This is a genomic window from Mycetocola lacteus (genome assembly GCF_003667575.1).
GTDB lineage: Bacteria > Actinomycetota > Actinomycetes > Actinomycetales > Microbacteriaceae > Mycetocola > Mycetocola lacteus.
Genome location: NZ_RCUY01000009.1, coordinates 292,502 through 313,187, shown reverse-complemented (window position 1 = coordinate 313,187; position 20,686 = coordinate 292,502). Strand labels below are relative to the sequence as shown.

Here is a 20,686-nt window from a genome sequence, read left to right as displayed (position 1 = left end):
AAAGCGTGGCTTATTTTGTACCCGATATGAACCTAGAATGGTAATTATGAGCAACAAACCCGCCCTGGACGCCATCGATCAAGAGATATTGTTACTGCTTGCGCGCGACGGACGGATGTCCAACGTGGATCTGGCCCGCCGGGTGGGGCTGACCCCGCCCCCGTGCCTGCGACGCGTGCGTCGCCTGGAGGAGGCGGGGATCATCGCCGGCTACGGTGCCCAGGTGGACTACACCGCGATGGGTCGGGGCTTCGAGGTGGTGGTCGCCGTGGACATCGGGGTCAACGACCGGGTCACGATGGAGAAGTTTGAGCAGGACGTGATCGCGATGCCCGAGGTGGTGGAGCTGCGCCGAATGTTTGGCCGCCCCGACTACTACATCCGGGTTGCCGTGTCCGACTCGGATGCCTACGAGATGTTCCTCACGTCCAAGCTCTCCACGCTCTCCCCGGTGACCCGGGTGGACTCCCACCTCACCATGAAGCTGTTCACCGACACGCTACCCGAGGGAGATGCGCGCTCGTTTGAGCCCTAGTCTTCGTCCCTGTTCTCGGGCTGCGTCGGCGAGACAATCGTGATGGTCCCGGTGTGCACGGCGATCTCCTCGGCGGAGATCAGGGTGATCGGGCCGGTGTGTGGATCCGCGGGCACCACGGTGACCGGCATCGTCGGCGTGGGTTCCACGCTCGTCGGCAGTCCGCCGAGCATCCGCGACGAGATCGCCAGCGCGACCAGCGCGAGCACCGCTGTGAAGGCGAAGACTAGCAGGAACGGCCCGCTTCCTCCGATCAGGGCCGAGCTGAACAGCACCCCGGCGATGGCCAGCGAGATGGCGCTTCCAAACGAGTCGGCGATGGTCAGTGCCGCCGAGTTAAAGCCCTGGTTGGTGGGGGTTGAGTGGGCCAGGGTCAGCACACCCAGGCGCGGGTAGAGCATGCCCACGCCGAGACCGGCGAGGGTCCAGGCGGCCAGCGCGATCCACGGCGAGAGGTGCAGTAGTGCCACCACAAACAGCCCGCCGATCGCCACAAACGCGATGATCGGGGCGCTGCGGGCGATGAACGCGTTGGGCAGGCGGTCGCCCATCCGACCCTGCAGCGCCGAGCCCACGGCCCAGCTCACGGCACCACCGGTCAGGGCGAAGCCCGCGGCGGTGGGGGAGAAGTTGTAGTGCTCGATCAGCAGGTAGGGCACGTAGATCTCCGCACCAAAGAAGGTGGCGGCGACCACCGCGCGCATGCGGATGACACCGGGCAGTCCCCGGCGCAGTCCCAGGACGCCGGCGGGCAGCAGCGGGCGTACGGCGATCAGCCCGATCACCAGCGCGACCACGGCAACCACCAGGCCGCCGGGCCCCTGTTCGCCGGCAAGGCTCAGGGTCAGCACGGACACGGCGGCCAGGGTGGCCCAGAGGATACGCGGGGCGTCCCAGGCGGCGCGTACCGGAACGGTGCCGTCGGCATCCGCGGCGCGCAGCGTGTGCTCGCTGGCCGAGAGGCGGCGCAGTGTGGGGGTGACCAGAGCAAGGGCGCACACCACGAGGATAACCACGCCCAGGAAGACCCAGTGCCAGCTCCAGGTGTCGGCGACGAATCCGGCAATCACCGGTCCCACCAGCGAGGGCAAAACCCAGGCGGCGGAGAAGCAGGCAAACATCGGCGGGTGCAGGCGCGGGGGCAGTGCCCGGGCGACCATGACGTAGAGGGCCACGGTGATCGCGCCGCCGCCCATGCCCTGGGCCAGGCGGCCCAGCAGGAACGGGAACATTGCGGTGGCCAGGCCCGAGGCGATCAGGCCGATAGTGAACATCGTCACCGCGGCCAGAAGCGGCCGGGTGGGACCGGATCGGTCGGCCCAGTTGCCCGCCACGACCATGCCGATAATGCCGGTGGCCAGGGGGCCGGCGAAGGCCAGGGCGTAGAGGGATTGTCCGTTCAGATCGGCACTGATCACGGGCATGATGGTCGTGACCGCCATCGACTCAAACGCACCTAAAAATACCAGGGCGCAGGCACCCAGGGTGACACTCAAAAAACGGCGGGAAAACAGGGAATCCTGTGCGGGGGAAGGGGAAACACTCACACGTTTAACTGTAGCGGTCGAATCGATTTGAAAACGCCGTGAGGAGGGGGTGAAAGCGCCCGTTTATCCAGAGTTCACGGGCGCCCCGACACCCTAGTCCTGCCAGAAGGCGTCTTCGGCTTCCTGGTCGGTGCTGAAGAGCCAGATTTCGGCGATGCGGTCATCGGCGATGCGGAACACATCCACCCCGTTCATGCCCAGATCGGGGCGTCCGGGACGCTGTGCCGAGAAGGCCACGGTGGTGGCCACGGTGTCACCGTTGACCATGCGGGTCTGGGTCTGCAGGGCGAAGGTGCCCTGGCTGCGCTCCATGAACCCACCCAGCAGGGCGAGTACGGCGTCGGGTCCCACGTGGTCGCCGGAGAGCGGGTTGGCGCCCGGCTGGTGCCATACAACCGCGGGGTGCAGGGCGGCGGCCAGGGCTGCCATGTCTCCGGTGGCGAGGGCGTCTTCGTAGCGCTGGTAGGCGGCGGGAATGCTCATGATTTCTCCTTGGGGTTGTCCTAGGACAGTTATGTCATGATGCATGCGGTTACCTCAACGTAACCGGCATCTCGGCACTAGGCTAGGGTCAACCCGGAGTGAATGGAAGACCTGTGGAGTGGAACATTTTTTCGCGCAGCTGCCCCTCGCGCACCTCGCTCGCGCAAATCGCGAATAAGTGGACGGCGATGATCGTGATCAGCCTGGTGGCCGGCCCGCTGCGCTTTGGCGAGCTACACACCCGGATCGAGGGCATCAGTAAGAAGGTGCTGACCGACACGCTGCGCTCCCTGGAGCGCGATGGCATGCTGATTCGTGCCGACGGGCGCTATGAACTGACCGAGCTGGGACGCACGCTCGAAGAGCCGCTGAAGGCGCTCCAGATCTGGGCGGAATCCCATATCGAGGATGTCCTGGACAACCGCGATCGCTATGACAGCGCCGCCGATGAAATCGTGTTGGTAGCGCATCTCCTTTGAAAGTAGCCAATCGCTATCGGATTCTTAACTAGTGTGTGCTTATGCCTTAATGGCATGCGATTCCTGCCAATATGAACATGACATGAAATTCATTTTTAACTCACTTAGATCCAATCAGTGGCGATTAGTTCGCTACATACTCGCGTTCATCGTGATCGCTTTTTGCGTTCGCGGGACCCTGCTGGGCGAGTTTCTAGTGTGTGATTTTACGAACCCGGGTTCAAGTGACGCGTCGGTGACATGCCGTACTCCTGTTTTGACTGACTCGGGCGTTTTAGCAATGCTTGTACTCGTAGTTGCATTGATTTGGGCTGAAATTAGCGAGGTCGGTCTATTTGGTTTGTCCGTCAAACAGAAGTTGCTTGGAGTTGAATCTATCGCAAAGAACGCAAACAAGCGTTCGATGGATTCAGAGACTAGAATCGCTGCGCTAGCAACGCGCGTCGATGTAATTAGTTCGTCGTTCTCTGCATCCGCGGCCACGTCCCAGACGAGTATTCATTTGCGCGCTGGCGATTGGGGCGATATATCTCAAGGCACAGTCAAGGAATCCGGTTTTGAGTCGTATAAGAATCAGATGGATTCAGCGTCTAGTGGCAAATCGGACGCAGAACTGCGCATTTCGATCTTGAAGGCTTGGGAAGACATCAGGGAGAACATCCTCACAACGTTGCCGACGCCCGCGCTCACAGTGGAAAACAAGGACTATTGGCCTGATGAAGACGGCATGGTTCGGGATTACCTTAAGACGAAGTATTCAGCTCAAATAGATGTCATCCGAGCCGTCAGGAACTCAGTTGCTCATGCGAAAGATATCCCAAGAGACGACCTAAGCGCAGCTTTGAGCCTCGCTAACGTCCTGTTGTCCGAGAATCCTGACCGACTGCTTTCCACATCTCCTAATCCGGAAGGTTTTTTTAGCTGATAAGCAATTGGGATAATTAGCCCTTGGGAGTCTTGGGCGGGGTGCCCGGGGAACCCGCGGGGCGGGTGCGCTCAAGGTAGTCGCCCACGTAGGTGACCACCATGCGGGCCGACTCGGTGAGGAAGAACTCGTCGCCCTCGGGGGAGAGCTCAAACGCCCGCGCGACCAGCGAATCGGTGACCTCCACCACAACCTCAATGTGGCGACCAAAGTCGGGACGCGGGACCACGTTGAAGTGGTTGGCAAACAGCTCGCCCACGCGACGCGCGGCAATCATCCGGTTGGTTTCGGCGGCATCATCCTGGTGCTCGTCGATGATGTTGCCCAGCCGCAGCCAGCGGAAACCCGGCTCAGTGCGGAAGAAGTCGGCGTAGCCGGCGATGACGTCGGTCACGGCCTCGTCCCAGTCGGCCTCGGGTCGGTGCGAGATCCGGGCCACGATCGCCTCGAATACGCGCTCCTGGTTGCGGGTGGCCAGCGCGCGAGCCACGGCGGGTAGCCCGTCGAAGTAGCGGTAGATTCCGGGGCCGGACATGCCCACTCGGCGGGCCAGCAGGGAGAGTGAGATGGCCGAATAACCGACCTCGTCAATCAGCTGGGCAAAGGTGTCCAGAATCAGGGTCACGCGCTTTTCGCTGCGCTCCTGGCGCGGGGCGCGGCGCATACCGGTGATCTCGCCGGCGGTAGCGGTGCTGTCGGACTGGGGGAGTCGATCGCTCGTCATGGACGGCTCCTTTCGAAGGGCTGTCCCAGTTTAGGGGATTGTGTGTGGGTGTTTCGTGAGTGTAGGCGGCGTGGGGTGACCTAGCCGCCCGAGGGGGTAAAGCGATACCCCATCCCCAGCTCGGTGACGAAGTAGCGTGGCCGGGATCCGTCAACCTCAAGCTTCTGGCGGATCTGGGACAGGTACACCCGCAGATAGTTGGTTTCCCGCCCGTATTCGGGGCCCCAGACCGCGTGCAGCAGTTCGGTCTGGCTGAGTAGGCGTTCGGGATTGCGGGCGAACTGCTCAACCAGCAGCCACTCGGTGGGGGTCAGGCTGATCGGGGTCCCCTCGACGCGCACCCGCTTGGTAGCGAGGTCGATTTCGAGTCGCCCATCGGCCGTGGTCACGCTGGCCTCGGCCTGTTCGGGCGTGCCGCGGCGCAGGGCCGCCCGGAGCCGGGCAAGCAGCTCGTCCATCGCAAACGGTTTGGTCACGTAGTCGTCGGCCCCGGCATCCAGCGCCTCGATCTTGCTCGCGGATTCCTGCCGCGCGGACACGATCAGGATCGGCACCCGTGACCATCCACGGATCCCGCGAATCACCGTGAGTCCGCTCACATCCGGCAGGCCGAGATCCAGCAGAATCACGTCGGGATGTTCGTGGGCGGCGAGGTCCAGGGCGCGCGTTCCGTCGGGGGCGTGCAGCGCCCGGTAGCCGCGCGCCCGCAGGTTCACCAGCAGGGCGCGGGCGATGTTGGCGTCGTCTTCCACCACGAGTACCGTGCTCAACGTGGGCTCCTCTCGGATGGATGGGTGGGATCCGCGGCGGGGAGGGCGAGCACCATCGTGGCGCCCCCACCGGGGGTTTCCTCTATCTCCAGGGTGCCACCGATTCCCTCGGTCAGGCCCCGCGCCACGGCGAGTCCCAGCCCGATCCCGGTTCCCGCCGGGGCATCACCCAGGCGCTGGAAGGGTCGGAACACCGTGTCCTGTTCGGTGCGGGGGATGCCCGGTCCGTGATCGATCACGCGCAGCTCCACCCGATCCTCGACCCGGCCGCCGGACACCCCGACCTGGGCACCCGCGCCGTGGTTGAGGGCGTTATCCAGCAGGTTGGCGAGGATGCGCACCAGCAGCCCGTAGTCGCCGAGCAGGCGCAGATCCTCGGGAATCGACAGTGAGATCTCCGGATGTCCGGGCAGCGCGGCCAGCGCACCGGCCACCACGTCGGCGGCCTCCAGTGGGGCCTGTTCGAGCCGGATCTCCCCGGCCTGAATCCGGCTCATATCCAGCAGGTTGGTGACCAGGGTATTGAGCCGGTCGGTGGAGTCCTCGATGGTGAGCAGCAGGGCGGCCTCATCCTCGGCGCTGAACTCCACATCCGGCAACCGGAGGCTCGACACCGCGGCCTTGATTCCGGCCAGCGGGGTGCGCAGGTCGTGGGAGACCGCGGCCAGCAGGGCGGTGCGGATCGAGTTGCCGGCGGCGAGCTCCTGGGCCTGCACGCGGGCACGGTCCAGCTCGTCCTGGGCGAGGACGCCGAGCAGGCGGCCCGCATAGGCTTCCAGGACGCGCTGGTCGGAGGCCGAAACCGGCGCGCCCACCAGCAGCAGCGCGTGGGTCTTGTCGATCCGGATTGTGCTGGTTGCCGAACCCGGACCCTGGCACGCGGGTCCCGAGGTCGCCACGGCCTGCCACACATCGGCACCGGCGGGTTCGGGAGTGTGCGAGGCCAGGGTGACCGCATCCTGGCTGAAGGTTTCGCGCAGGCTGTCGAGCAGCGACTGCACCGAGGCTCCCTCGCGCAGCACGCCCCCGGCCAGCTCGGAGAGCAGCGCGGCCTGAGCCTGGGCCGCGGCGGCCTCGGTGGTGCGCCGGGCGGCGAGGTCCACCACGCGCGCCACCCCGGCGGCCACCAGCAGGAACAGGACCAGCGCGACCACGTTCTCGCTCTGGTAGATGGTCAGGGTGTGCACGGGCGGGGTGAAGAACCAGTTGACCAGCGCGGTGCCCACCAGCGCGGCGATGATCGCCGGCCAGAACCCGCCGAGTAGCGCCACAAACACCACCAGGGTGATGTAGCCCAGCAGGGTCAAGCTCAGCGAGGTCGCCCCGGGGCCGAAGCTGAGGAAGAGCGCGGTCACCACAACCGGGCCGACCAGGGCGGCGATCCACCCGGCGATTCGGCGCGAGCGGGTCAGCGCAGCCCCGCGACGGGCGCGCGGTTCGCGCTTGCCGTGTGCGGCCTGATGGGTGACCATGTGTACGTCGATATTGCCAGCAGCGGCGATCACGCGCGAACCGATGCCCGGTCCGCGCAGGCGGCGCAGCCAGCCCGAGCGGCTGACGCCGAGCACCAGCTGGGAGGCGTTGACCGAGCGGGCAAAGTCGAGCAGCGCCTTGGCCGGGTCCTCACCGACCACGGTGTGCCAGGTGCCGCCGAGTTCCTCGACCAGCGTGCGGGCGCGGGCCAGCGCGGTGGCGTCGGAGGCGCGCAGACCGTCGTCCTGGATCACGTGCACGGCGAGCAGCTCGCGTCCGGCGATCCGTCCCACGATGCGGACCCCGCGGCGCAGCAGCGTCTCGGTTTCCGGGCCGCCGGTCACCGCGACCACGATGCGCTCGCGGGCGGGCCAGGTGGTGTTGATGCTCTTCTGGGTGCGGTACTTCTCCAGCAGCTCATCCACTTGATCGGCGAGCCACAGCAGCGCGAGTTCACGCAGGGCGGTGAGGTTGCCGATCCGGAAGTAGTTGGCGAGGGCCGCATCCACCCGGTTGGCCGGATACACGTGTCCGGCGCCGAGCCGGGCGCGCAGCTCATCCGGGGTGAGGTCCACCAGCTCGATCTCATCGGCGGCGCGCAGCACCCGGTCGGGAATGGTCTCACGCTGGGTGATCCCGGTGATCGCGGTGACCACGTCGTTGAGGGATTCCAGGTGCTGAATGTTCAGGGTCGTGTAGACGTTGATCCCCGCATCCAGCAGGGTCTGCACCTCCTCCCAGCGCTTCTCGGGACCGTCGGTGGTGCCCTCGGTGTGCACCACACTGTGGGCCAGCTCGTCCACGATGGCCAGCGTGGGTTTGCGCGCCAGGATCGCGTCCACGTCGAGCTCACGGAAGCTGCCGCCGCGGTAGGACACCTCGCGCAGCGGAATCGCCGGGATGCCCGCCCGCAGCTCGCGGGTGCGCTCCCGACCGTGGTCCTCGATCAGCCCCACCACCACGTCGACCCCGGCCGCGTGCCGGTCGTGGGCATCCTTCAACATGGTGAAGGTTTTTCCCACGCCCGGCGCGAAACCGAGGTAGACCTTGAGGGTGCCACGGGCAACCCGTTCGCTCACTGAGCCTCGCTTCCTGCGGCGTGCTCAAGAGCCAGGTTCAGCTCCAGCACGTTGACGGTCGGGACGCCGATGAACCCCAGCAGCGGTTCCTCGGTGTGTTCGCGCACGAGTCTGGCCACGGTCTCCTCGGAGAGGTGACGGGCGGCGGCCACGCGTGCGCTCTGTAGCCGAGCGTACTCCGGGGAGATGTCCGGGTCGAGGCCCGACGCGCTGGCGGTCAGCGCATCGGCGGGAACCTTGGCCGGGGACACGTTCTCGGTTTTGGCCACCTGGGCACGCAGATCATCGATCTGCTTGGCCAGGTCCTTCGAGGTGGGAGCGAGGTTTGAGGCGCCGGAGTTCAGCGCATCGTACTTGCCCGCCGAGGGGCGCGGGTGGAACCAGGTGTCGCCGGTGAAGTCCTGGCCGATCAGCGAGGATCCCACGACCTTGCCGTGGTCGGAGACCAGCGAGCCGTCGGCGGCCGCGGGCATGGCCCGGCCCACCAGCAGGATGGCCGCCGGGTAGAGGATACCCAGCAGGACCGTGAGCACCAGGAGGGTGCGCAGCGCGGTCCCGAAGGAGCGCAGTGAGGAGGATGCAGACATGTTCGTGAACCTTAGATCGGATCGTTTTTAGTTGAGGCCGGGGATGAGGGTCAGGATGAGGTCGATGACCTTGATCCCGAGGAAGGGGATGATCAGCCCGCCCACACCAAACACGAGCAGGTTGTGGCCGAGTAGCTTGGCCGCCGCCTGGGGGCGGTAGCGCACGCCGCGCAGGGCCAGCGGGATGAGCACGATGATGACCAGGGCGTTGAAGATCACCGCCGAGAGGATCGCCGACTCGGGGGAGTGCAGGCCCATGATGTTGAGCGCCGCAAGGCCCGGGAACGCTGCCACAAACATGGCCGGGATGACCGCGAAGTACTTGGCTACGTCGTTGGCGATCGAGAAGGTGGTGAGCGCGCCGCGGGTAATGAGCAGCTGCTTGCCGATCTCGACGATCTCGATCAGCTTGGTGGGGTCCGAATCGAGATCCACCATGTTGCCCGCCTCCTTGGCGGCGGACGTGCCGGTGTTCATGGCCACCCCCACGTCGGCCTGGGCGAGCGCCGGGGCGTCGTTGGTGCCATCCCCGGTCATGGCGACCAGGTGGCCGCCCTCCTGTTCGCGGCGGATCAGGGCGAGCTTATCTTCGGGGGTCGCCTCGGCCAGGAAGTCATCAACCCCGGCCTCGGCGGCGATGGCCTGCGCGGTCAGCCGGTTGTCACCGGTGATCATGACCGTGCGGATCCCCATCGCCCGCAGCCGGGCAAAGCGCTCGGGCATGCCGGCCTTGACGATATCCGACAGGCGGATCACGCCGAGCACCCGGGCGGGCATCTCGGGGGCGTGGGTGGCCACCACCAGGGCGGTGCCACCTCCGGCGGAGACCTCATCGGCGATGGTACGGGCATCGGCGGGCACGGTGCCCTCATGGGCCTCGACCCAGGCCAGGACCTCGTTGGTGGCACCCTTGACGATCTTCTCGCCGGTGGGCAACACGATCGCGCTCATCCGGGTCTTGGCCTGGAAGGGCACAAACTCGGCGTCGGCCGGGGCGGCGATCGCGCTCTGGGCGGGGAACTGCTCCTCGGCAAAGGTCACGACCGAGCGGCCCTCGGGGGTTTCGTCGGCGAGGGAGGAGAGGCGGGCGGCGCGGGCCAGATCATCGGCGCTCACGCCGGTCACGGGCAGCAGGCCGGTGGCCTTGCGGTCACCCTCGGTGATCGTGCCGGTCTTATCCAGCAGCAGGGTACTGACGTCCCCGGCGGCCTCGACCGCACGGCCCGAGCGGGCCAGCACGCCACGCTGAACCAGGCGGTCCATGCCGGCGATACCGATGGCCGAGAGCAGCGCGCCGATTGTGGTGGGGATCAGGCAGACCAGCAGGGCGGTCAGGACGATGAGCGACTGCCGAGCCCCGGAGAAGATGGCCAGCGGCTGGAGGTTGAGGATCACCAGCAGGAAGATGATGGTCAGCACGGCCAGCAGGATGTTCAGCGCGATCTCATTGGGGGTCTTCTGTCGGGTGGCACCCTCCACCAGGGCGATCATCCGGTCGAGGAAGGTTTCGCCGGGTTCGCTGGTGATCTGCACGATGATGGTGTCCGAGAGTACCCGGGTGCCGCCGGTCACGGCACAGCGGTCGCCACCGGACTCGCGGATCACCGGGGCGGATTCGCCGGTCACCGCGGACTCGTCCACGGTTGCGGCACCCTCGATCACGTCGCCGTCACCGGGGATGACCTCTCCGGCCCGAACGCGCACCCGGTCATCGCGGCGCAGCGCGGTCGCCGGGACGATCTCGATGTGACCGTTTGCGTCCAGCCGTGCCGCGGTGGTGGTGGTGCGAGCGGCACGCAGCGAGTCGGCCTGGGCCCGGCCGCGTCCCTCGGCCACGGCCTCGGCCAGGTTGGCGAAGACCACGGTGAGCCACAGCCAGATGGCGATGCCCCAGGCAAACAGGCTCGGGCTGATGATCGCCATCACGGTGGTGAAGGCGGCACCCACCTCGACCAGGAACATGACCGGGGTCTTGATCATGATGCGCGGATCGAGCTTGCGCAGGGCCGCGGGGAGAGAGGACACCATCTGGCGGGGGCTGAAGGCACCGCCGGAGGTGCGGGCGGTGGCCGCCGCGGACGGCTTTGCTGAGGTAGTGGTGGACGTGGACACGGTGCTCCCTAGAGGATCCGAGGTTGTTTCTGTGGTGGGGGTAGTCATTAGCCGAGCGCCTCGGCGATCGGGCCGAGCGCCAGGGCCGGCAGGAAGGTCAGCGCGGACACCAGGAGGGCCACACCGGCCATCACGCCGATGAAGAGCGGACGGTGGGTCGGCAGGGTACCGGCGGTATCCGGCACGTGGCGCTGCTCGGCGAAGGTGCTGGCGAGGGCGAGGACCAGGATGATCGGCAGGAATCTGCCGGCGAGCATCACCAGTCCCAGCATCACGTTGAGCACCGGGGTGTTGGCACTCAGCCCAGCAAAGGCGGAACCGTTATTATTGGCCGCCGAGACAAACGCGTACAGCAGCTCGGTCAGGCCGTGCGGCCCGCTGGTGCTGAGCGAGGCGCGCACACTGGGCAGCGAGAAGGCAACTGCGGTGCCAATCAGCACGGTCGCGGGCATCACCAGGATCGCCAGCGAGGCGAGCTTCATCTGGCTGGGGCCGATCTTCTTGCCCAGGTATTCGGGGGTGCGTCCGACCATCAGCCCGGCGATGAACACCGAGAGGATCGCGATCATCAGCATGCCGTACATGCCCGATCCGACACCACCGGGGGAGATCTCGCCGAGCACCATGTTGAGCACCAGCAGTCCGCCACCCAGAGGGGTGAAGCTTGAGTGTGCGGCATCGGTGGCACCGGTGGAGGTCATCGTGGTGCTGACCGCGAAGAAGTCCGAGCCGATCACGCCGAAGCGCAGCTCCTTGCCCTCGAGCGCCGAACCCGCGGCGTGCAGGGCTCCGCTGGCATTGACCAGCTCGGAGGCGATCACACCGGCCAGGGAGGCGATGTAGAGGATACCCATGGCCGAGAGGATCGCCAAGCCGTGCTTCTTGCTGCCGATCATCACCCCGAAGGTGCGGGTCAGGGCCACCGGGATCAGCAGCATCAGGAACACCTGCAGCAGGTTGGTCCAGGCGCTGGGGTTCTCGAAGGGGTGGGCGGCGTTGGCATTGAAGTACCCGCCACCGTTGGTTCCGAGGTTCTTGATCGCCTCCTGGGAGGCCACCGTTCCGCCGGGGATGTGCTGAACCGCGCCGCCGAGGGTGTGTACGGTGACCGGGTCGGCGAGGTTCTGGACCACGCCACCGGCCAGCAGCACAATCGCGAAGACCGTGGACAGCGGAAGCAGAATGCGCACGCTGCCGCGCACCAGGTCCACCCAGAAGTTACCCAGCTGGGTGGTTTCGGTGCGGGCCAGGCCGCGGAACAGCGCGACGGCGACCGCGATACCCACCGCGGCGGAGAGGAAGTTCTGGACGGCCAGACCCACGGCCTGGGCGGTCACACCGAGCGCGGCCTCACCGGAGTAGGACTGCCAGTTGGTGTTGGTCACAAAGGACACGGCGGTGTTCCACGCCTGGTCGGGGGTTAGCCCGGTGTGTCCACCGGCGAAGGGCAGCACCGACTGGGTGCGCACAATCAGGTAGAGCAGCAGGATGGAAACCAGCGAGAACCACAGCAGCGAGCGCAGGTAGGAGCGCCAGCCCTGTTCGGCGTCGGGGTTGATGCCTCCGAGGCGATAGATCGCACGCTCTACCCGCCAGTGGCTCGTCGTGGTGAACACCCGCGCCATGTAGTCGCCCAGGGGGCGGTAGCAGAGCGCGAGTGCGGCGAAAACGAGGAGGATCTGCAGGATCCCCGGGACCAGCGCGGCCATCAGAAGCGCTCCGGGTGCAGCAGGGCCACGGTCAGGTAGCCGAGGGCCAGGACAATCAGAACGAGTCCGGTGATGGAGTCGAGGCTCATAGCTTCTCGATTCCACGAGCGGCCCACGCACACAGCGCGCAGAACGCGATGGTGATGCCGATAAAGAGGATGTCTAACACGAAAATCTCCCGAGACGGAACCCCCGGTCCCGAACGGTTCGGGCGGGGTGCCTCTCTAGGTAACCGCGGAAGCGGTTCGTGTAGGGATCGTCTTAACGCCGTCCTGACACCGCACTGCGCTTTCTTAACGCGCTCTTAACACCGTGCTAGAGCAGGCGTGCTCGCAGCGTCTCGGGGGAGTCCGGGGAGAGCAGCGCCGGGGCGATATCCAGCACCGAGTGGGCACCAAACTGTCCCCGGGCGCGCAGTCTTGCGGCGGCGCGGGCATAGGCCACCAGCACGCTCGCGGTGAACTCGGGATTGGAGTCCAGGGCGAGCCGGTATTCGATCACCTGGGAGGTTTCCGGGGAGGACTGCCCACTGCGGATGACAAACCCGCCGTGCGGCATCGCCCGGTGCTCCCGGTTGAACTCCTCGGCGTCGATGACGGTGACCGTGGTGTCATACTCGTCGAAGTAGTGCGGCATGGTCACGATCGCCTGGCGAATGGCTTCCTCGTTGCCCCCGTCTTCCAGGACGATCACGCACTCACGGGTGTGCTTGTCCCGGGTGGAGAGGGTCGGGCGCTCGCCGGAGCGGACCTTTGAAATCGCCTCCTCCGAGGGAATCGTGTACTGCACGCCCGCGGCGACGCCGGGAATGCGACGGATCGCGTCCGAGTGCCCTTGGCTGAGGCCCCGGCCCCAGAACGTGTGCGTATCGCCGTCGGGGAGGATGGCCTCGCCGTACAGCCGGTTAATCGAGAACAGGCCGGGATCCCAGCCCACCGAGATGATCGCCACGCGCTCGCCGGAGGTTGCGGCGTCCATCGCCGCAAAGTACTCGGGCACGCGGGCGTGGGTGTCAAAGCTGTCCACGGTGTTGAAGCGGGCGGCGAGTTCGGGTCCGTGGATCGGCAGGTCGTCCTTGGAACCGCCACAGAGGATCAGCACGTCGATCCGGTCCTCGAGCCCGTCCAGGGCGTCGATCCCGAACACCCGGGTCTCGGGGCGGGCGGGGATCAGAGTCTCGGGATCGCGCCGGGTGAAGACACCCACGAGTTCCAGATCCGGGTTGAGGGCGAGCGAGGCCTCCACTCCGCGACCGAGATTTCCGTATCCCACGATGCCAACCCGAATCTGCTGTGACATGCTGTGCTGCTCCCTTACCGCGCCAATGCGCTCCCGGATAAACGAACCCCCACCCTAGCGCAGCGCCCGCGTGGCCCGGCGGCGGGGTGCACGCTCGTGCACCGGGGTGTGGCGGCGGGTTTAGCATGGAACCATGTCCGTAACGCCGGTGACCACCGAGTCCTTCGAATCCGTTCTTGAATCCAACCGCCTGGTGATTCTTGACCTCTGGGCCGCCTGGTGCGGCCCCTGCCTGGCCTTCGCCGACGTGTTCCGGGCCTCCTCGGCCGCGCACCCGGACGTGTTTTATGGCTCGGTGGACACCGTGGCCGAGCCCGAACTGGCCCAGAAGCTGGGTGTGCGTTCGATCCCGACCACGCTGATCTACCGCGGGGGACACCTGGTCTACTCGCGTGCCGACGTGCTGACCGCCGCCGATATCGACGACGCCCTGATCGAGGTGCGAAACTCCGGCGCCTGCTAGCGCGCAGGCCCGCTCCGCGCTCCTACACGGACTCGTGCCGCCACATGAGCGCGGGATGATGCGCGTGCGGGTTTAGCCACGCAGCACCGGCATGGCCGAATCGGTGTCCAGCAGCGCGCGGGCGGCCGACTCGACCCGGTTGATCCGCCACCACACAAAGAACCCGATCAGCGTGAAGGCCCCGTAGAACAGGTACATAAACGCCGAGGCGTAATACCCGGCGCTCACCAGCAGCGGCACACCCACGGCGTCCACGGCCACCCAGATCAGCCAGAACTCGACCCACCCGCGGGCCATCCCGTAGGTGGCCAGCAGCGAACCCATGAAGATCCAGGCGTCGGCCCAGACCGGTTCGAAGGATCCCAGTGCGCGAAACACCGGCGTGAGGATCGCGGTACCACCCACCAGGGCAACCACCAGGAAGATGCGCTGCTTGCCGCTGGCCCAGCGCGGCGAGATCGCGACGGCCTGGCCCCCGCGGGACTGGTGCCAGCGGATCCACCCGTAGACGGCGACGATCAGGAACATGATCTGCCGTCCGGCCTGACCCAGCAGGTTCGTGGGGTTCGGGGTGTGGAACACCGCCCCCAGGAACACCGTGAGCAGGAGCAGGTTGCCGATGATGCCGACCGGCCAGGCCCATGCCTTGCGTCGCATGCCGCCGATCGCGCAGATCAGTCCGAAAACGTTGCCGATGATTTCGCGCCAGAGGATCGTTTGAGATCCGATGTGAAGCTGGGCGTCAAAGAGCCAGGTAATGACGTTCAATGGTTTTTCTCCTTCCGCGTGCGAAACTGCGGGGGAAATACCAAGGGATGTTAAACGTCAACAATCACCAAAGCGTGCTTCTCTCATCCAGACTCTAACTGTCGGTATCGGAATTTCACCGATTCGGCCACACGGTTTCCCGTGCGGTTCGCGGACTATCACCGCCGGTTCGGAATTACACCGACCCCGGAGCACTCGATCAGTCTAACGCGGGCCCCGCGGATTTTGTTCCGCGCGCTCGTGCGGACCGCGAGGATGACGATTCTTGACGTCGGTGCGACGTTCCTAGGCGGCCACCGGGTCGATGAGTTCGGGGCCGTTTCCGCGTACCGGACCCACTCGATCCGCACGGAAGTCCCGCGCCCAGGCGGCTCCGGCCTCGGCCACCGTGTCCAGCAGGGCCGCGTCTCCGGTCACCGAGCTGTCGATCCAGGGGAGCCACAGCTCCTGTGGGAGGAACACCGGATTGCGGTCGTGAATCTCGGCCAGGTTGGGGGCGGTGGGCTGGGTCAGGATGGTCGCGGTGAGGTGCCAGCGCGCCGGATCATTATACGGGAGTGTGGGGTCCGGCCACCAGGAGTAGAGCCCGGCAAACGCGGTGATCTCATGGGTCGCGGGACGGATGAAATAGGGCGCCTTGACCCCGTCCTCGGTGTGCCACTCAAAGTAGCCGGTGGCAAACACGACCGCGCGCTGATGCCTGACCGCTGCCCGAAACGTGGGCTTTTCGGCGGCTGTTTCGATCCGCGCGTTGAACGTGGGGAACTTCGGGCGCAGCGTCTCGGACCAGCGGGGGACGAGCGACCAGGACGCACTCTCGAACCGCAGCTCACGATTGAGCTCGGGCCGCGTGGCCTCGAGCAGGATCGGGATCTGCTGGGTCGGGGCGATGTTCCAGGAGGGCTGCCACGACGGCCGCCACTCGGCCGGAGCGCGCCCGGTCTCCTCGATAAACTCGACGATCATGCTGTTGATCTCGCCATCCATGGCAAAGCGTCCACACATGCGCAGCCTCCTTTCCTGAGATGTTATCCGCTGGTGGGGACATCGTGGGAGAATTGAGCCATGGATCCCACACTGCGCTGCCCATGCCTGAGCGGCCTCACCTACGGTGAGTGCTGCGGTCGCGCCCATGCCGGCACCCCGGCAGCCACGGCCGAGGCGCTCATGCGCTCGCGGTTCTCGGCGTTTGCGGTGGGCGATGTGGACTACCTGCTGCACACCTGGCACCCGCACACCCGTCCCGGTGCCCTGGAGCTCGACCCCGACCTGCGCTGGTACCGCCTCGACATCGAGGGCACCAGCGCCGGCGGCCCCCTGGACCGCGTCGGCACGGTCGAATTCACCGCCTACTACCGCTCCCCGGACGGCAAGGGCACCCAGCACGAGCGCAGCCACTTCACCCGCGAAAACGGCCGCTGGTACTACCGCGACGCCGACCCTACCATCGGCTAGTCGCTAGTCGCTAGTCGCTAGTCGCTAGTCGCTAGTCGCTAGTCGCTTGTCGCTAGTCGCTAGTCGCTAGTCGCTTGTCGCGCTTTGGTAGCCGTTTGGTGCTTGGCCCGCTCCTTAGTTGATCCCGATTGTGACGCGGTCCGGTGCGGTCTGGTCCGGTGCGGTCCGGTGCGGTGAGCGGAGAACCTCGCCGTTTCTCCCACACACATGCCCCTGTGGCGAGGAGGCATTTTGACACGTCAATTACGTGTCAAAATCCCGCCCTGTTTCTCCTCGCACATGCTTCTGTGGCGAGTGCCGGTTTTGACGTGTCAATTACGGGTCAAAACGACCCTCTCGCTAAAAGGGAAAGGGGTGGGGAGGGTGGACTAAACGAGGCAAACGGGAAAAGCGCCTCCGATTCATCTGGTACCCCGATTCATCTGGTCCCCTCCCGATTTGTCTGCGACGTCCCCGATTTCAGTGCATCGTCGGCGTTCGAAGCGTTCGAAGCGTTCGAAGCGTTCGAAGCGTTCGGAGTGTCCGCGGTGTCCGTGGTGGAACCGGGGAGTTGATCCTGGGGCGAGTTCTGATTAGCCTCGCTCAGATGAACGAGAGGTTGCGCAGGCGTAGGGACCTCGGGCTGTCACAGGCCGGAGCGGCTAGGCGCGCGTCCGTGAGTGTGTCCACGTGGGCGCGCTGGGAAGTGGATCCGGAGAGGGTCAAAGAGAGCACGGGTGTGGCCTGCGCGCGGGTGCTGGGTTTGGCGGAGCGCACACCGGAGGTCCGGCAGAGGGATCAGGACACGCTGGAATGGAAGTGGCTGGGTGGCGGCTTTCTGACACCGAAGCAGGCGCAGGTGCTGGTGGCAATTCTCGAAGCTTGGGCCAACCAGGATATCGCTCGATGGTTGTTGGCCCCGGGGCAGCGCCCGCTATTTCAGGTTCCCCCATTTGCCTACTTTGATGTGCGCGTGATGTTTCGTATCGCAGAAAATAGGGCGTTTGCGGACGCCGTAGCGAGAGCCTGTCGGGGAATCGTGAACGAGCTGAAGCGCGGGACCGTTCCGTTCTACTCGCCGGGGCCCTATATCGACGAGCTCCTCATGGGGGCGGCGGTTCGCGAGGCGATCACACGTGGAATCTCGGCGTTGGATGATTCAGGCCTCTATCGACCTCGCAGGTGGGAAGACATCGCCGCCCAGTTTACAAAGCGCAGCTACTGGAACGGTGCGGGACCGGGGCCAGAGGGGCTGGAGTGGGACATCCCAATTTCGCCGGGCCACCGGCAGGTGAGCGAGCTTCTTGACGCGCGGCCCCCGTGGACCTGGTTCGACCACTCCGACGAGATAATCGTGAAGTTCGATGATCTCTAGCCGATTGCAGCGGGCTTAAGCTCCAGGGCTAGGCGTCCCCGGTGATCTCCTCGCGGATGCGGCGGAGATCCTCCATCAGGGAGCCGATCAGGATCCAGTGCAGTGGGTTGGGCTTGTGGATGGTGATCGGCGCGGTCAGCATGGGTTCCTCGATCGGAACCGAGAGTTCGGGATCCTTACGGTCGAGGATGCGGGCGTCCGCCAGGAGTCGCAGGTCGTGGGCGGCGCGGGAGAGTTCCTGGGCGATCGCCCGGACGGTGGGTTCATCGCGCAGCCCGTCATCGTAGTGGTCGTGGAAGGCACGGCTCATCCCCACAACCCGGTTGGTTAGCGCGCTCAGGGTTTGGATCAGAGCCTTGGTTTCGTTGAGGCGATCCCGATGGTTGCTTCGGCGGGGATTCATCGTGAGCGATTCCTCGCCCACCCGGATCGCCGCCAGGGCTTTATCGCGCATCGGACGCAGGAGGCGGGCCGAGATCATCAGCGAGTCCAGTTCCGCGCGGCTCTGCTTCGAGGGGAGCGCCGCGGCCAGATCATCCAGCTGTGCCGCAACCGACTGGGCCAGCTGCGCGGCCTCGCGCTGGGCGGGGGCGAGGATCACCGGCGGCACGATCGCCGCGTTCACCACAAAACCGATGGCCACACCGATCAGGGTCTCCAGGATTCGATGCCAGGCGTAGTCGGGGGTGGCACCGCCGATCGCGAGGACCAGCATTGCCGAAATCGGGATCTGATTCGAGGATCCGGGGGACAGGCGGAACACCCAGGCCACCATGATCGAGATCACGATGGCGAGCAGGATCGCCCAGCTTTGTAAGCCGAACACCAGGTTGACGCCGGTGGCGATCAGCACACCACCGATCACGCCAATGCTGCGCTCGATTGCCTTACCGGCTGACTGATGCAGGCTCGGTTGGACCACGAGTAGTGCGCCGACCGCCGCGAACACGGGCATCTGCGAGGGCAGGACCGCGGAAGCGGCAAACCAGGCGAGCACGGTGGCGATGGACGTCTTGAGCGCCTGAAGCAGGGGAATCCGCGAACTGGTGCGGATCAGAGAGGTCAGGCGCATGCCCCCAGAATATCGGATGGATGCATCAGGGGTGCTGGGCGCGTCGGATAACGTGCGTCGGCGCTAGTCGGGCAGATGAGCGTTTTTGAGCAGCGCCAGCAGCCCGGCACCGTCGGGTGCCGAGAGGCGCAGCACGCCGTCGCTCTCACTGTCCTCCACGTCGTCGTGACGGCTGCGGCCGCCGGCCAGCACTGCCTCGCCGGTGGACATGCGCCGAATTGCGATGGCCCGCACCTGGCCCGGGTGGGCCTGGGAGAAGTCGCGGTAGAGGTCCTCGTCGTGCTGACCGTCGTCGCCAACCAGGAGCCAGCGAATGTTGGGGAACTCGCTGGCGAGTCGGTCGAGGTTCTGCACCTTGTGGTCGCGGCCGCTGCGGAACCAGCGGTCCACGGTGGGACCCCAGTCGGTGAGCAACAGCGCGCCCGCCGGATATAGGTTTCGGGACATGAAGCGGTTGAGGGTCGGGGCCACGTTCCAGGCGCCCGTGGAGAGGTAGATGATGGGGGAGCCGGGGCGGGCTCGCACCATCCGGTCCAGGAACACGGCCATTCCGGGGACCGGGACGCGGGCGTGCTCATCCAGCACAAAGGTGTTCCAGGCGGCGACCAGTGGGCGCGGGAGGGCGGTGACCATGACCGTGTCGTCCACGTCGCAGATCACCCCGAAGCGAGCCTCGGGGTCCACGATAAATACGTCGGCGGATACCGGTTCGTGTCCCTCGGTGGTCAGCGTGATCTGCTGCCATCCGGGCTCAAGCTCGGCGGGAATGACCGCATCGATCAGACCGCCGCGGTCGGCGCTCAGGCGGTGCTCAACTCCGGCGACGGTGACGATCACCTCGGCATCCACCACCGGCACGGTAATAAAGGAGCGCCAGCCGCGAATGCGACGGGACGAATCCTGCTCACGGGTTTGCGGGTGGGTGGTGCTTCCGCTCAGGAGCACCCGGCACAGCACGCGTACCCAGGTGGTCGAGCCATACCCGGTGTAGGGGACCACGGTTCCCCGCCAGCCGCGCTTGCGGCCGCGGCGTTCTCGCCAGGCGAGAATGGCATCGTCAATTCGGGCGGCGCGATGAATGGTTGCCGAGACCATCGCGGAGGGGGAGTGACGTGCGGTGTCGTCGTGGTCAGGCGTGGGCACGAGTCAATTCTGTCATGCTTTGGGGTCGGCCTGGTCCTCGGGAAGATCCAAATGCTTCGCTTCGCGGCGTCCGATGAGCTTTTTGACACCCCAAACAACCGCGAGGAACGCGGCAATCACACCCACAAAGATGTATCCGGCACCGTGGAGCTGATCGGCCATCTGCCGATATCCACCCGCGGCGGCCGAGGCCACACCGACGTACGCCCCCGCCCAGATCACACATGCGGGAATCGTCCAGGCAAGGAAGCGACGATAGGTCATACGGCTCATGCCCACGGTCAGTGGGATGAGCGAGTGAAGGACCGGGAGAAACCGTGAGAGAAACACCGCGATACCGCCGCGGCGATCGAGGTAGAGTTCGGCGCGCTGCCAGTTCTTCTCACCGATCTTGCGGCCCACCCACGAGCGGCGGATAGCCGGACCAAAGGTGCGGCCCAACCAGAAGCCGATGGACTCGCCCAGCAGTGCGCCGACGATGATCGCCAGGACCATTGAGATGAATTCCACCGGTCCGGACACCGCGGTCGAGGCGATGATCACGATGGTGTCTCCGGGAACGATCAGGCCGATCAGGACGCTGGTCTCCAGCATCATGCCGATCCCAGCGAGCAGCGTGCGCAGCACGGGATCAACGCTCTGGACAAGGTCGAGGATGCCGCCGAGGAAATCGTTCACGTGTCTAATCTACGACAGCAGGGTCGCACAT

Annotated in this window: 21 protein-coding genes and 1 riboswitch; of the genes, 6 read left to right on the top strand and 15 right to left on the bottom strand. The window is 65.8% G+C overall.

Going from position 1 to position 20,686, the window contains the following annotated elements; translation table 11 throughout:
* The first annotated feature begins 46 nt into the window (after positions 1 to 46).
* The gene (locus tag D9V34_RS10595; RefSeq protein WP_081864054.1) at positions 47 to 535 is read left to right on the top strand and encodes an Lrp/AsnC family transcriptional regulator; all 489 of its coding nucleotides are present in this window, start codon (positions 47 to 49) and stop codon (positions 533 to 535) included.
* On the opposite strand, the gene D9V34_RS10590 is transcribed toward D9V34_RS10595, so the two are convergent.
* Positions 532 to 2,082, bottom strand: coding sequence for an MFS transporter (locus D9V34_RS10590; protein ID WP_245992000.1), 1,551 nt, complete (start codon positions 2,080 to 2,082; stop codon positions 532 to 534). The two genes, D9V34_RS10595 and D9V34_RS10590, sit on opposite strands and share 4 nt — an antisense overlap.
* A 93-nt stretch (positions 2,083 to 2,175) precedes the next feature.
* The gene (locus D9V34_RS10585; RefSeq protein WP_121688777.1) at positions 2,176 to 2,565 is read right to left on the bottom strand and encodes a nuclear transport factor 2 family protein; all 390 of its coding nucleotides are present in this window, start codon (positions 2,563 to 2,565) and stop codon (positions 2,176 to 2,178) included.
* 98 nt (positions 2,566 to 2,663) lie between these two features.
* Here D9V34_RS10585 and D9V34_RS10580 point away from each other — a divergent pair, with 98 nt between their 5' ends.
* Both D9V34_RS10580 and D9V34_RS17570 read left to right on the top strand, forming a co-directional pair.
* The gene (locus tag D9V34_RS10580) at positions 2,664 to 3,044 is read left to right on the top strand and encodes a winged helix-turn-helix transcriptional regulator (protein ID WP_342773001.1); all 381 of its coding nucleotides are present in this window, start codon (positions 2,664 to 2,666) and stop codon (positions 3,042 to 3,044) included.
* 82 nt (positions 3,045 to 3,126) lie between these two features.
* A complete protein-coding gene (locus D9V34_RS17570; protein WP_147441682.1) occupies positions 3,127 to 3,969 on the top strand; it encodes a hypothetical protein in 843 nt (280 codons plus the stop codon).
* A 16-nt stretch (positions 3,970 to 3,985) separates the two neighbouring features.
* Here the strand turns inward: D9V34_RS17570 and D9V34_RS10575 are convergent, their stop codons facing one another.
* The 8 genes from D9V34_RS10575 to D9V34_RS10540 form a co-directional block, all read right to left on the bottom strand.
* Positions 3,986 to 4,693 (bottom strand): TetR/AcrR family transcriptional regulator, encoded by a 708-nt coding sequence (locus D9V34_RS10575; protein WP_121688776.1) that lies wholly within the window; start codon positions 4,691 to 4,693, stop codon positions 3,986 to 3,988.
* Between the two features lie 80 nt (positions 4,694 to 4,773).
* Entirely contained in the window at positions 4,774 to 5,463 is a 690-nt protein-coding gene (locus tag D9V34_RS10570) for a response regulator (RefSeq protein WP_121688775.1), read from the bottom strand.
* Positions 5,460 to 8,015, bottom strand: coding sequence for an ATP-binding protein (locus tag D9V34_RS10565; RefSeq protein ID WP_245991999.1), 2,556 nt, complete (start codon positions 8,013 to 8,015; stop codon positions 5,460 to 5,462). The genes D9V34_RS10570 and D9V34_RS10565 overlap by 4 nt, the downstream gene beginning before the upstream one ends.
* Positions 8,012 to 8,602, bottom strand: a complete 591-nt coding sequence (gene kdpC / locus D9V34_RS10560) for a potassium-transporting ATPase subunit KdpC (protein ID WP_121688774.1) — start codon at positions 8,600 to 8,602, stop codon at positions 8,012 to 8,014. The genes D9V34_RS10565 and kdpC overlap by 4 nt, the downstream gene beginning before the upstream one ends.
* A gap of 27 nt (positions 8,603 to 8,629) precedes the next feature.
* The gene (gene kdpB, locus D9V34_RS10555) at positions 8,630 to 10,762 is read right to left on the bottom strand and encodes a potassium-transporting ATPase subunit KdpB (RefSeq protein ID WP_121688773.1); all 2,133 of its coding nucleotides are present in this window, start codon (positions 10,760 to 10,762) and stop codon (positions 8,630 to 8,632) included.
* On the bottom strand, positions 10,762 to 12,423 hold the full coding sequence (gene kdpA, locus D9V34_RS10550; protein WP_121688772.1) for a potassium-transporting ATPase subunit KdpA: 1,662 nt from the start codon (positions 12,421 to 12,423) through the stop codon (positions 10,762 to 10,764). The genes kdpB and kdpA overlap by 1 nt, the downstream gene beginning before the upstream one ends.
* On the bottom strand, positions 12,423 to 12,512 hold the full coding sequence (gene kdpF, locus D9V34_RS10545) for a K(+)-transporting ATPase subunit F (protein WP_121647648.1): 90 nt from the start codon (positions 12,510 to 12,512) through the stop codon (positions 12,423 to 12,425). Before kdpF ends, kdpA begins: the two co-directional genes overlap by 1 nt.
* Before the next feature lie 226 nt (positions 12,513 to 12,738).
* Positions 12,739 to 13,722 carry a diaminopimelate dehydrogenase gene (locus D9V34_RS10540; protein ID WP_121688771.1) on the bottom strand — a complete coding sequence of 328 codons (984 nt, stop codon included), beginning with the start codon at positions 13,720 to 13,722 and terminating at the stop codon, positions 12,739 to 12,741.
* Between the two features lie 133 nt (positions 13,723 to 13,855).
* Here D9V34_RS10540 and D9V34_RS10535 point away from each other — a divergent pair, with 133 nt between their 5' ends.
* A complete protein-coding gene (locus D9V34_RS10535; RefSeq protein WP_121688770.1) occupies positions 13,856 to 14,185 on the top strand; it encodes a thioredoxin family protein in 330 nt (109 codons plus the stop codon).
* Positions 14,186 to 14,257: 72 nt separating this feature from the next.
* Here D9V34_RS10535 and pnuC read toward each other — a convergent pair whose 3' ends face one another.
* Both pnuC and D9V34_RS10525 read right to left on the bottom strand, forming a co-directional pair.
* The gene (gene pnuC / locus D9V34_RS10530; protein ID WP_121688769.1) at positions 14,258 to 14,953 is read right to left on the bottom strand and encodes a nicotinamide riboside transporter PnuC; all 696 of its coding nucleotides are present in this window, start codon (positions 14,951 to 14,953) and stop codon (positions 14,258 to 14,260) included.
* A 70-nt stretch (positions 14,954 to 15,023) separates the two neighbouring features.
* Positions 15,024 to 15,152, bottom strand: a riboswitch (FMN riboswitch).
* An 86-nt stretch (positions 15,153 to 15,238) separates the two neighbouring features.
* Positions 15,239 to 15,958, bottom strand: a complete 720-nt coding sequence (locus tag D9V34_RS10525; RefSeq protein ID WP_121688768.1) for an SOS response-associated peptidase — start codon at positions 15,956 to 15,958, stop codon at positions 15,239 to 15,241.
* Positions 15,959 to 16,018: 60 nt separating this feature from the next.
* Here D9V34_RS10525 and D9V34_RS10520 point away from each other — a divergent pair, with 60 nt between their 5' ends.
* Both D9V34_RS10520 and D9V34_RS10515 read left to right on the top strand, forming a co-directional pair.
* Positions 16,019 to 16,408, top strand: coding sequence for a YchJ family protein (locus D9V34_RS10520; protein ID WP_121688767.1), 390 nt, complete (start codon positions 16,019 to 16,021; stop codon positions 16,406 to 16,408).
* Positions 16,409 to 17,063: 655 nt separating this feature from the next.
* On the top strand, positions 17,064 to 17,762 hold the full coding sequence (locus D9V34_RS10515; RefSeq protein WP_245991998.1) for a hypothetical protein: 699 nt from the start codon (positions 17,064 to 17,066) through the stop codon (positions 17,760 to 17,762).
* Positions 17,763 to 17,790: 28 nt separating this feature from the next.
* Here the strand turns inward: D9V34_RS10515 and D9V34_RS10510 are convergent, their stop codons facing one another.
* The 3 genes from D9V34_RS10510 to D9V34_RS10500 form a co-directional block, all read right to left on the bottom strand.
* Positions 17,791 to 18,834: an FUSC family protein gene (locus D9V34_RS10510; protein ID WP_121688765.1), complete on the bottom strand. Its 1,044-nt coding sequence runs from the start codon at positions 18,832 to 18,834 to the stop codon at positions 17,791 to 17,793.
* A gap of 63 nt (positions 18,835 to 18,897) precedes the next feature.
* Complete coding sequence (locus D9V34_RS10505) at positions 18,898 to 19,929, bottom strand: App1 family protein phosphatidate phosphatase (RefSeq protein WP_121688975.1); 1,032 nt, start codon at positions 19,927 to 19,929, stop codon at positions 18,898 to 18,900.
* Positions 19,930 to 19,989: 60 nt separating this feature from the next.
* Positions 19,990 to 20,655: a DedA family protein gene (locus tag D9V34_RS10500; protein WP_121688764.1), complete on the bottom strand. Its 666-nt coding sequence runs from the start codon at positions 20,653 to 20,655 to the stop codon at positions 19,990 to 19,992.
* Between the last annotated feature and the right edge of the window lie 31 nt (positions 20,656 to 20,686).

What these genes read in the sequence shown, in the direction of transcription:
- D9V34_RS10540 (WP_121688771.1), bottom strand. Translation starts at nt 13,722, where the DNA reads ATGTCACAGCAGATTCGGGTTGGCATCGTGGGATACGGAAATCTCGGT.
- D9V34_RS10520 (WP_121688767.1), top strand. Translation starts at nt 16,019, where the DNA reads ATGGATCCCACACTGCGCTGCCCATGCCTGAGCGGCCTCACCTACGGT.
- D9V34_RS17570 (WP_147441682.1), top strand. Translation starts at nt 3,127, where the DNA reads ATGAAATTCATTTTTAACTCACTTAGATCCAATCAGTGGCGATTAGTT.
- D9V34_RS10510 (WP_121688765.1), bottom strand. Translation starts at nt 18,834, where the DNA reads ATGCGCCTGACCTCTCTGATCCGCACCAGTTCGCGGATTCCCCTGCTT.
- D9V34_RS10585 (WP_121688777.1), bottom strand. Translation starts at nt 2,565, where the DNA reads ATGAGCATTCCCGCCGCCTACCAGCGCTACGAAGACGCCCTCGCCACC.
- kdpB (WP_121688773.1), bottom strand. Translation starts at nt 10,762, where the DNA reads ATGACTACCCCCACCACAGAAACAACCTCGGATCCTCTAGGGAGCACC.
- D9V34_RS10535 (WP_121688770.1), top strand. Translation starts at nt 13,856, where the DNA reads ATGTCCGTAACGCCGGTGACCACCGAGTCCTTCGAATCCGTTCTTGAA.
- kdpA (WP_121688772.1), bottom strand. Translation starts at nt 12,423, where the DNA reads ATGGCCGCGCTGGTCCCGGGGATCCTGCAGATCCTCCTCGTTTTCGCC.
- kdpC (WP_121688774.1), bottom strand. Translation starts at nt 8,602, where the DNA reads ATGTCTGCATCCTCCTCACTGCGCTCCTTCGGGACCGCGCTGCGCACC.
- kdpF (WP_121647648.1), bottom strand. Translation starts at nt 12,512, where the DNA reads ATGAGCCTCGACTCCATCACCGGACTCGTTCTGATTGTCCTGGCCCTC.
- D9V34_RS10575 (WP_121688776.1), bottom strand. Translation starts at nt 4,693, where the DNA reads ATGACGAGCGATCGACTCCCCCAGTCCGACAGCACCGCTACCGCCGGC.
- D9V34_RS10525 (WP_121688768.1), bottom strand. Translation starts at nt 15,958, where the DNA reads ATGTGTGGACGCTTTGCCATGGATGGCGAGATCAACAGCATGATCGTC.
- D9V34_RS10595 (WP_081864054.1), top strand. Translation starts at nt 47, where the DNA reads ATGAGCAACAAACCCGCCCTGGACGCCATCGATCAAGAGATATTGTTA.
- D9V34_RS10505 (WP_121688975.1), bottom strand. Translation starts at nt 19,929, where the DNA reads ATGGTCTCGGCAACCATTCATCGCGCCGCCCGAATTGACGATGCCATT.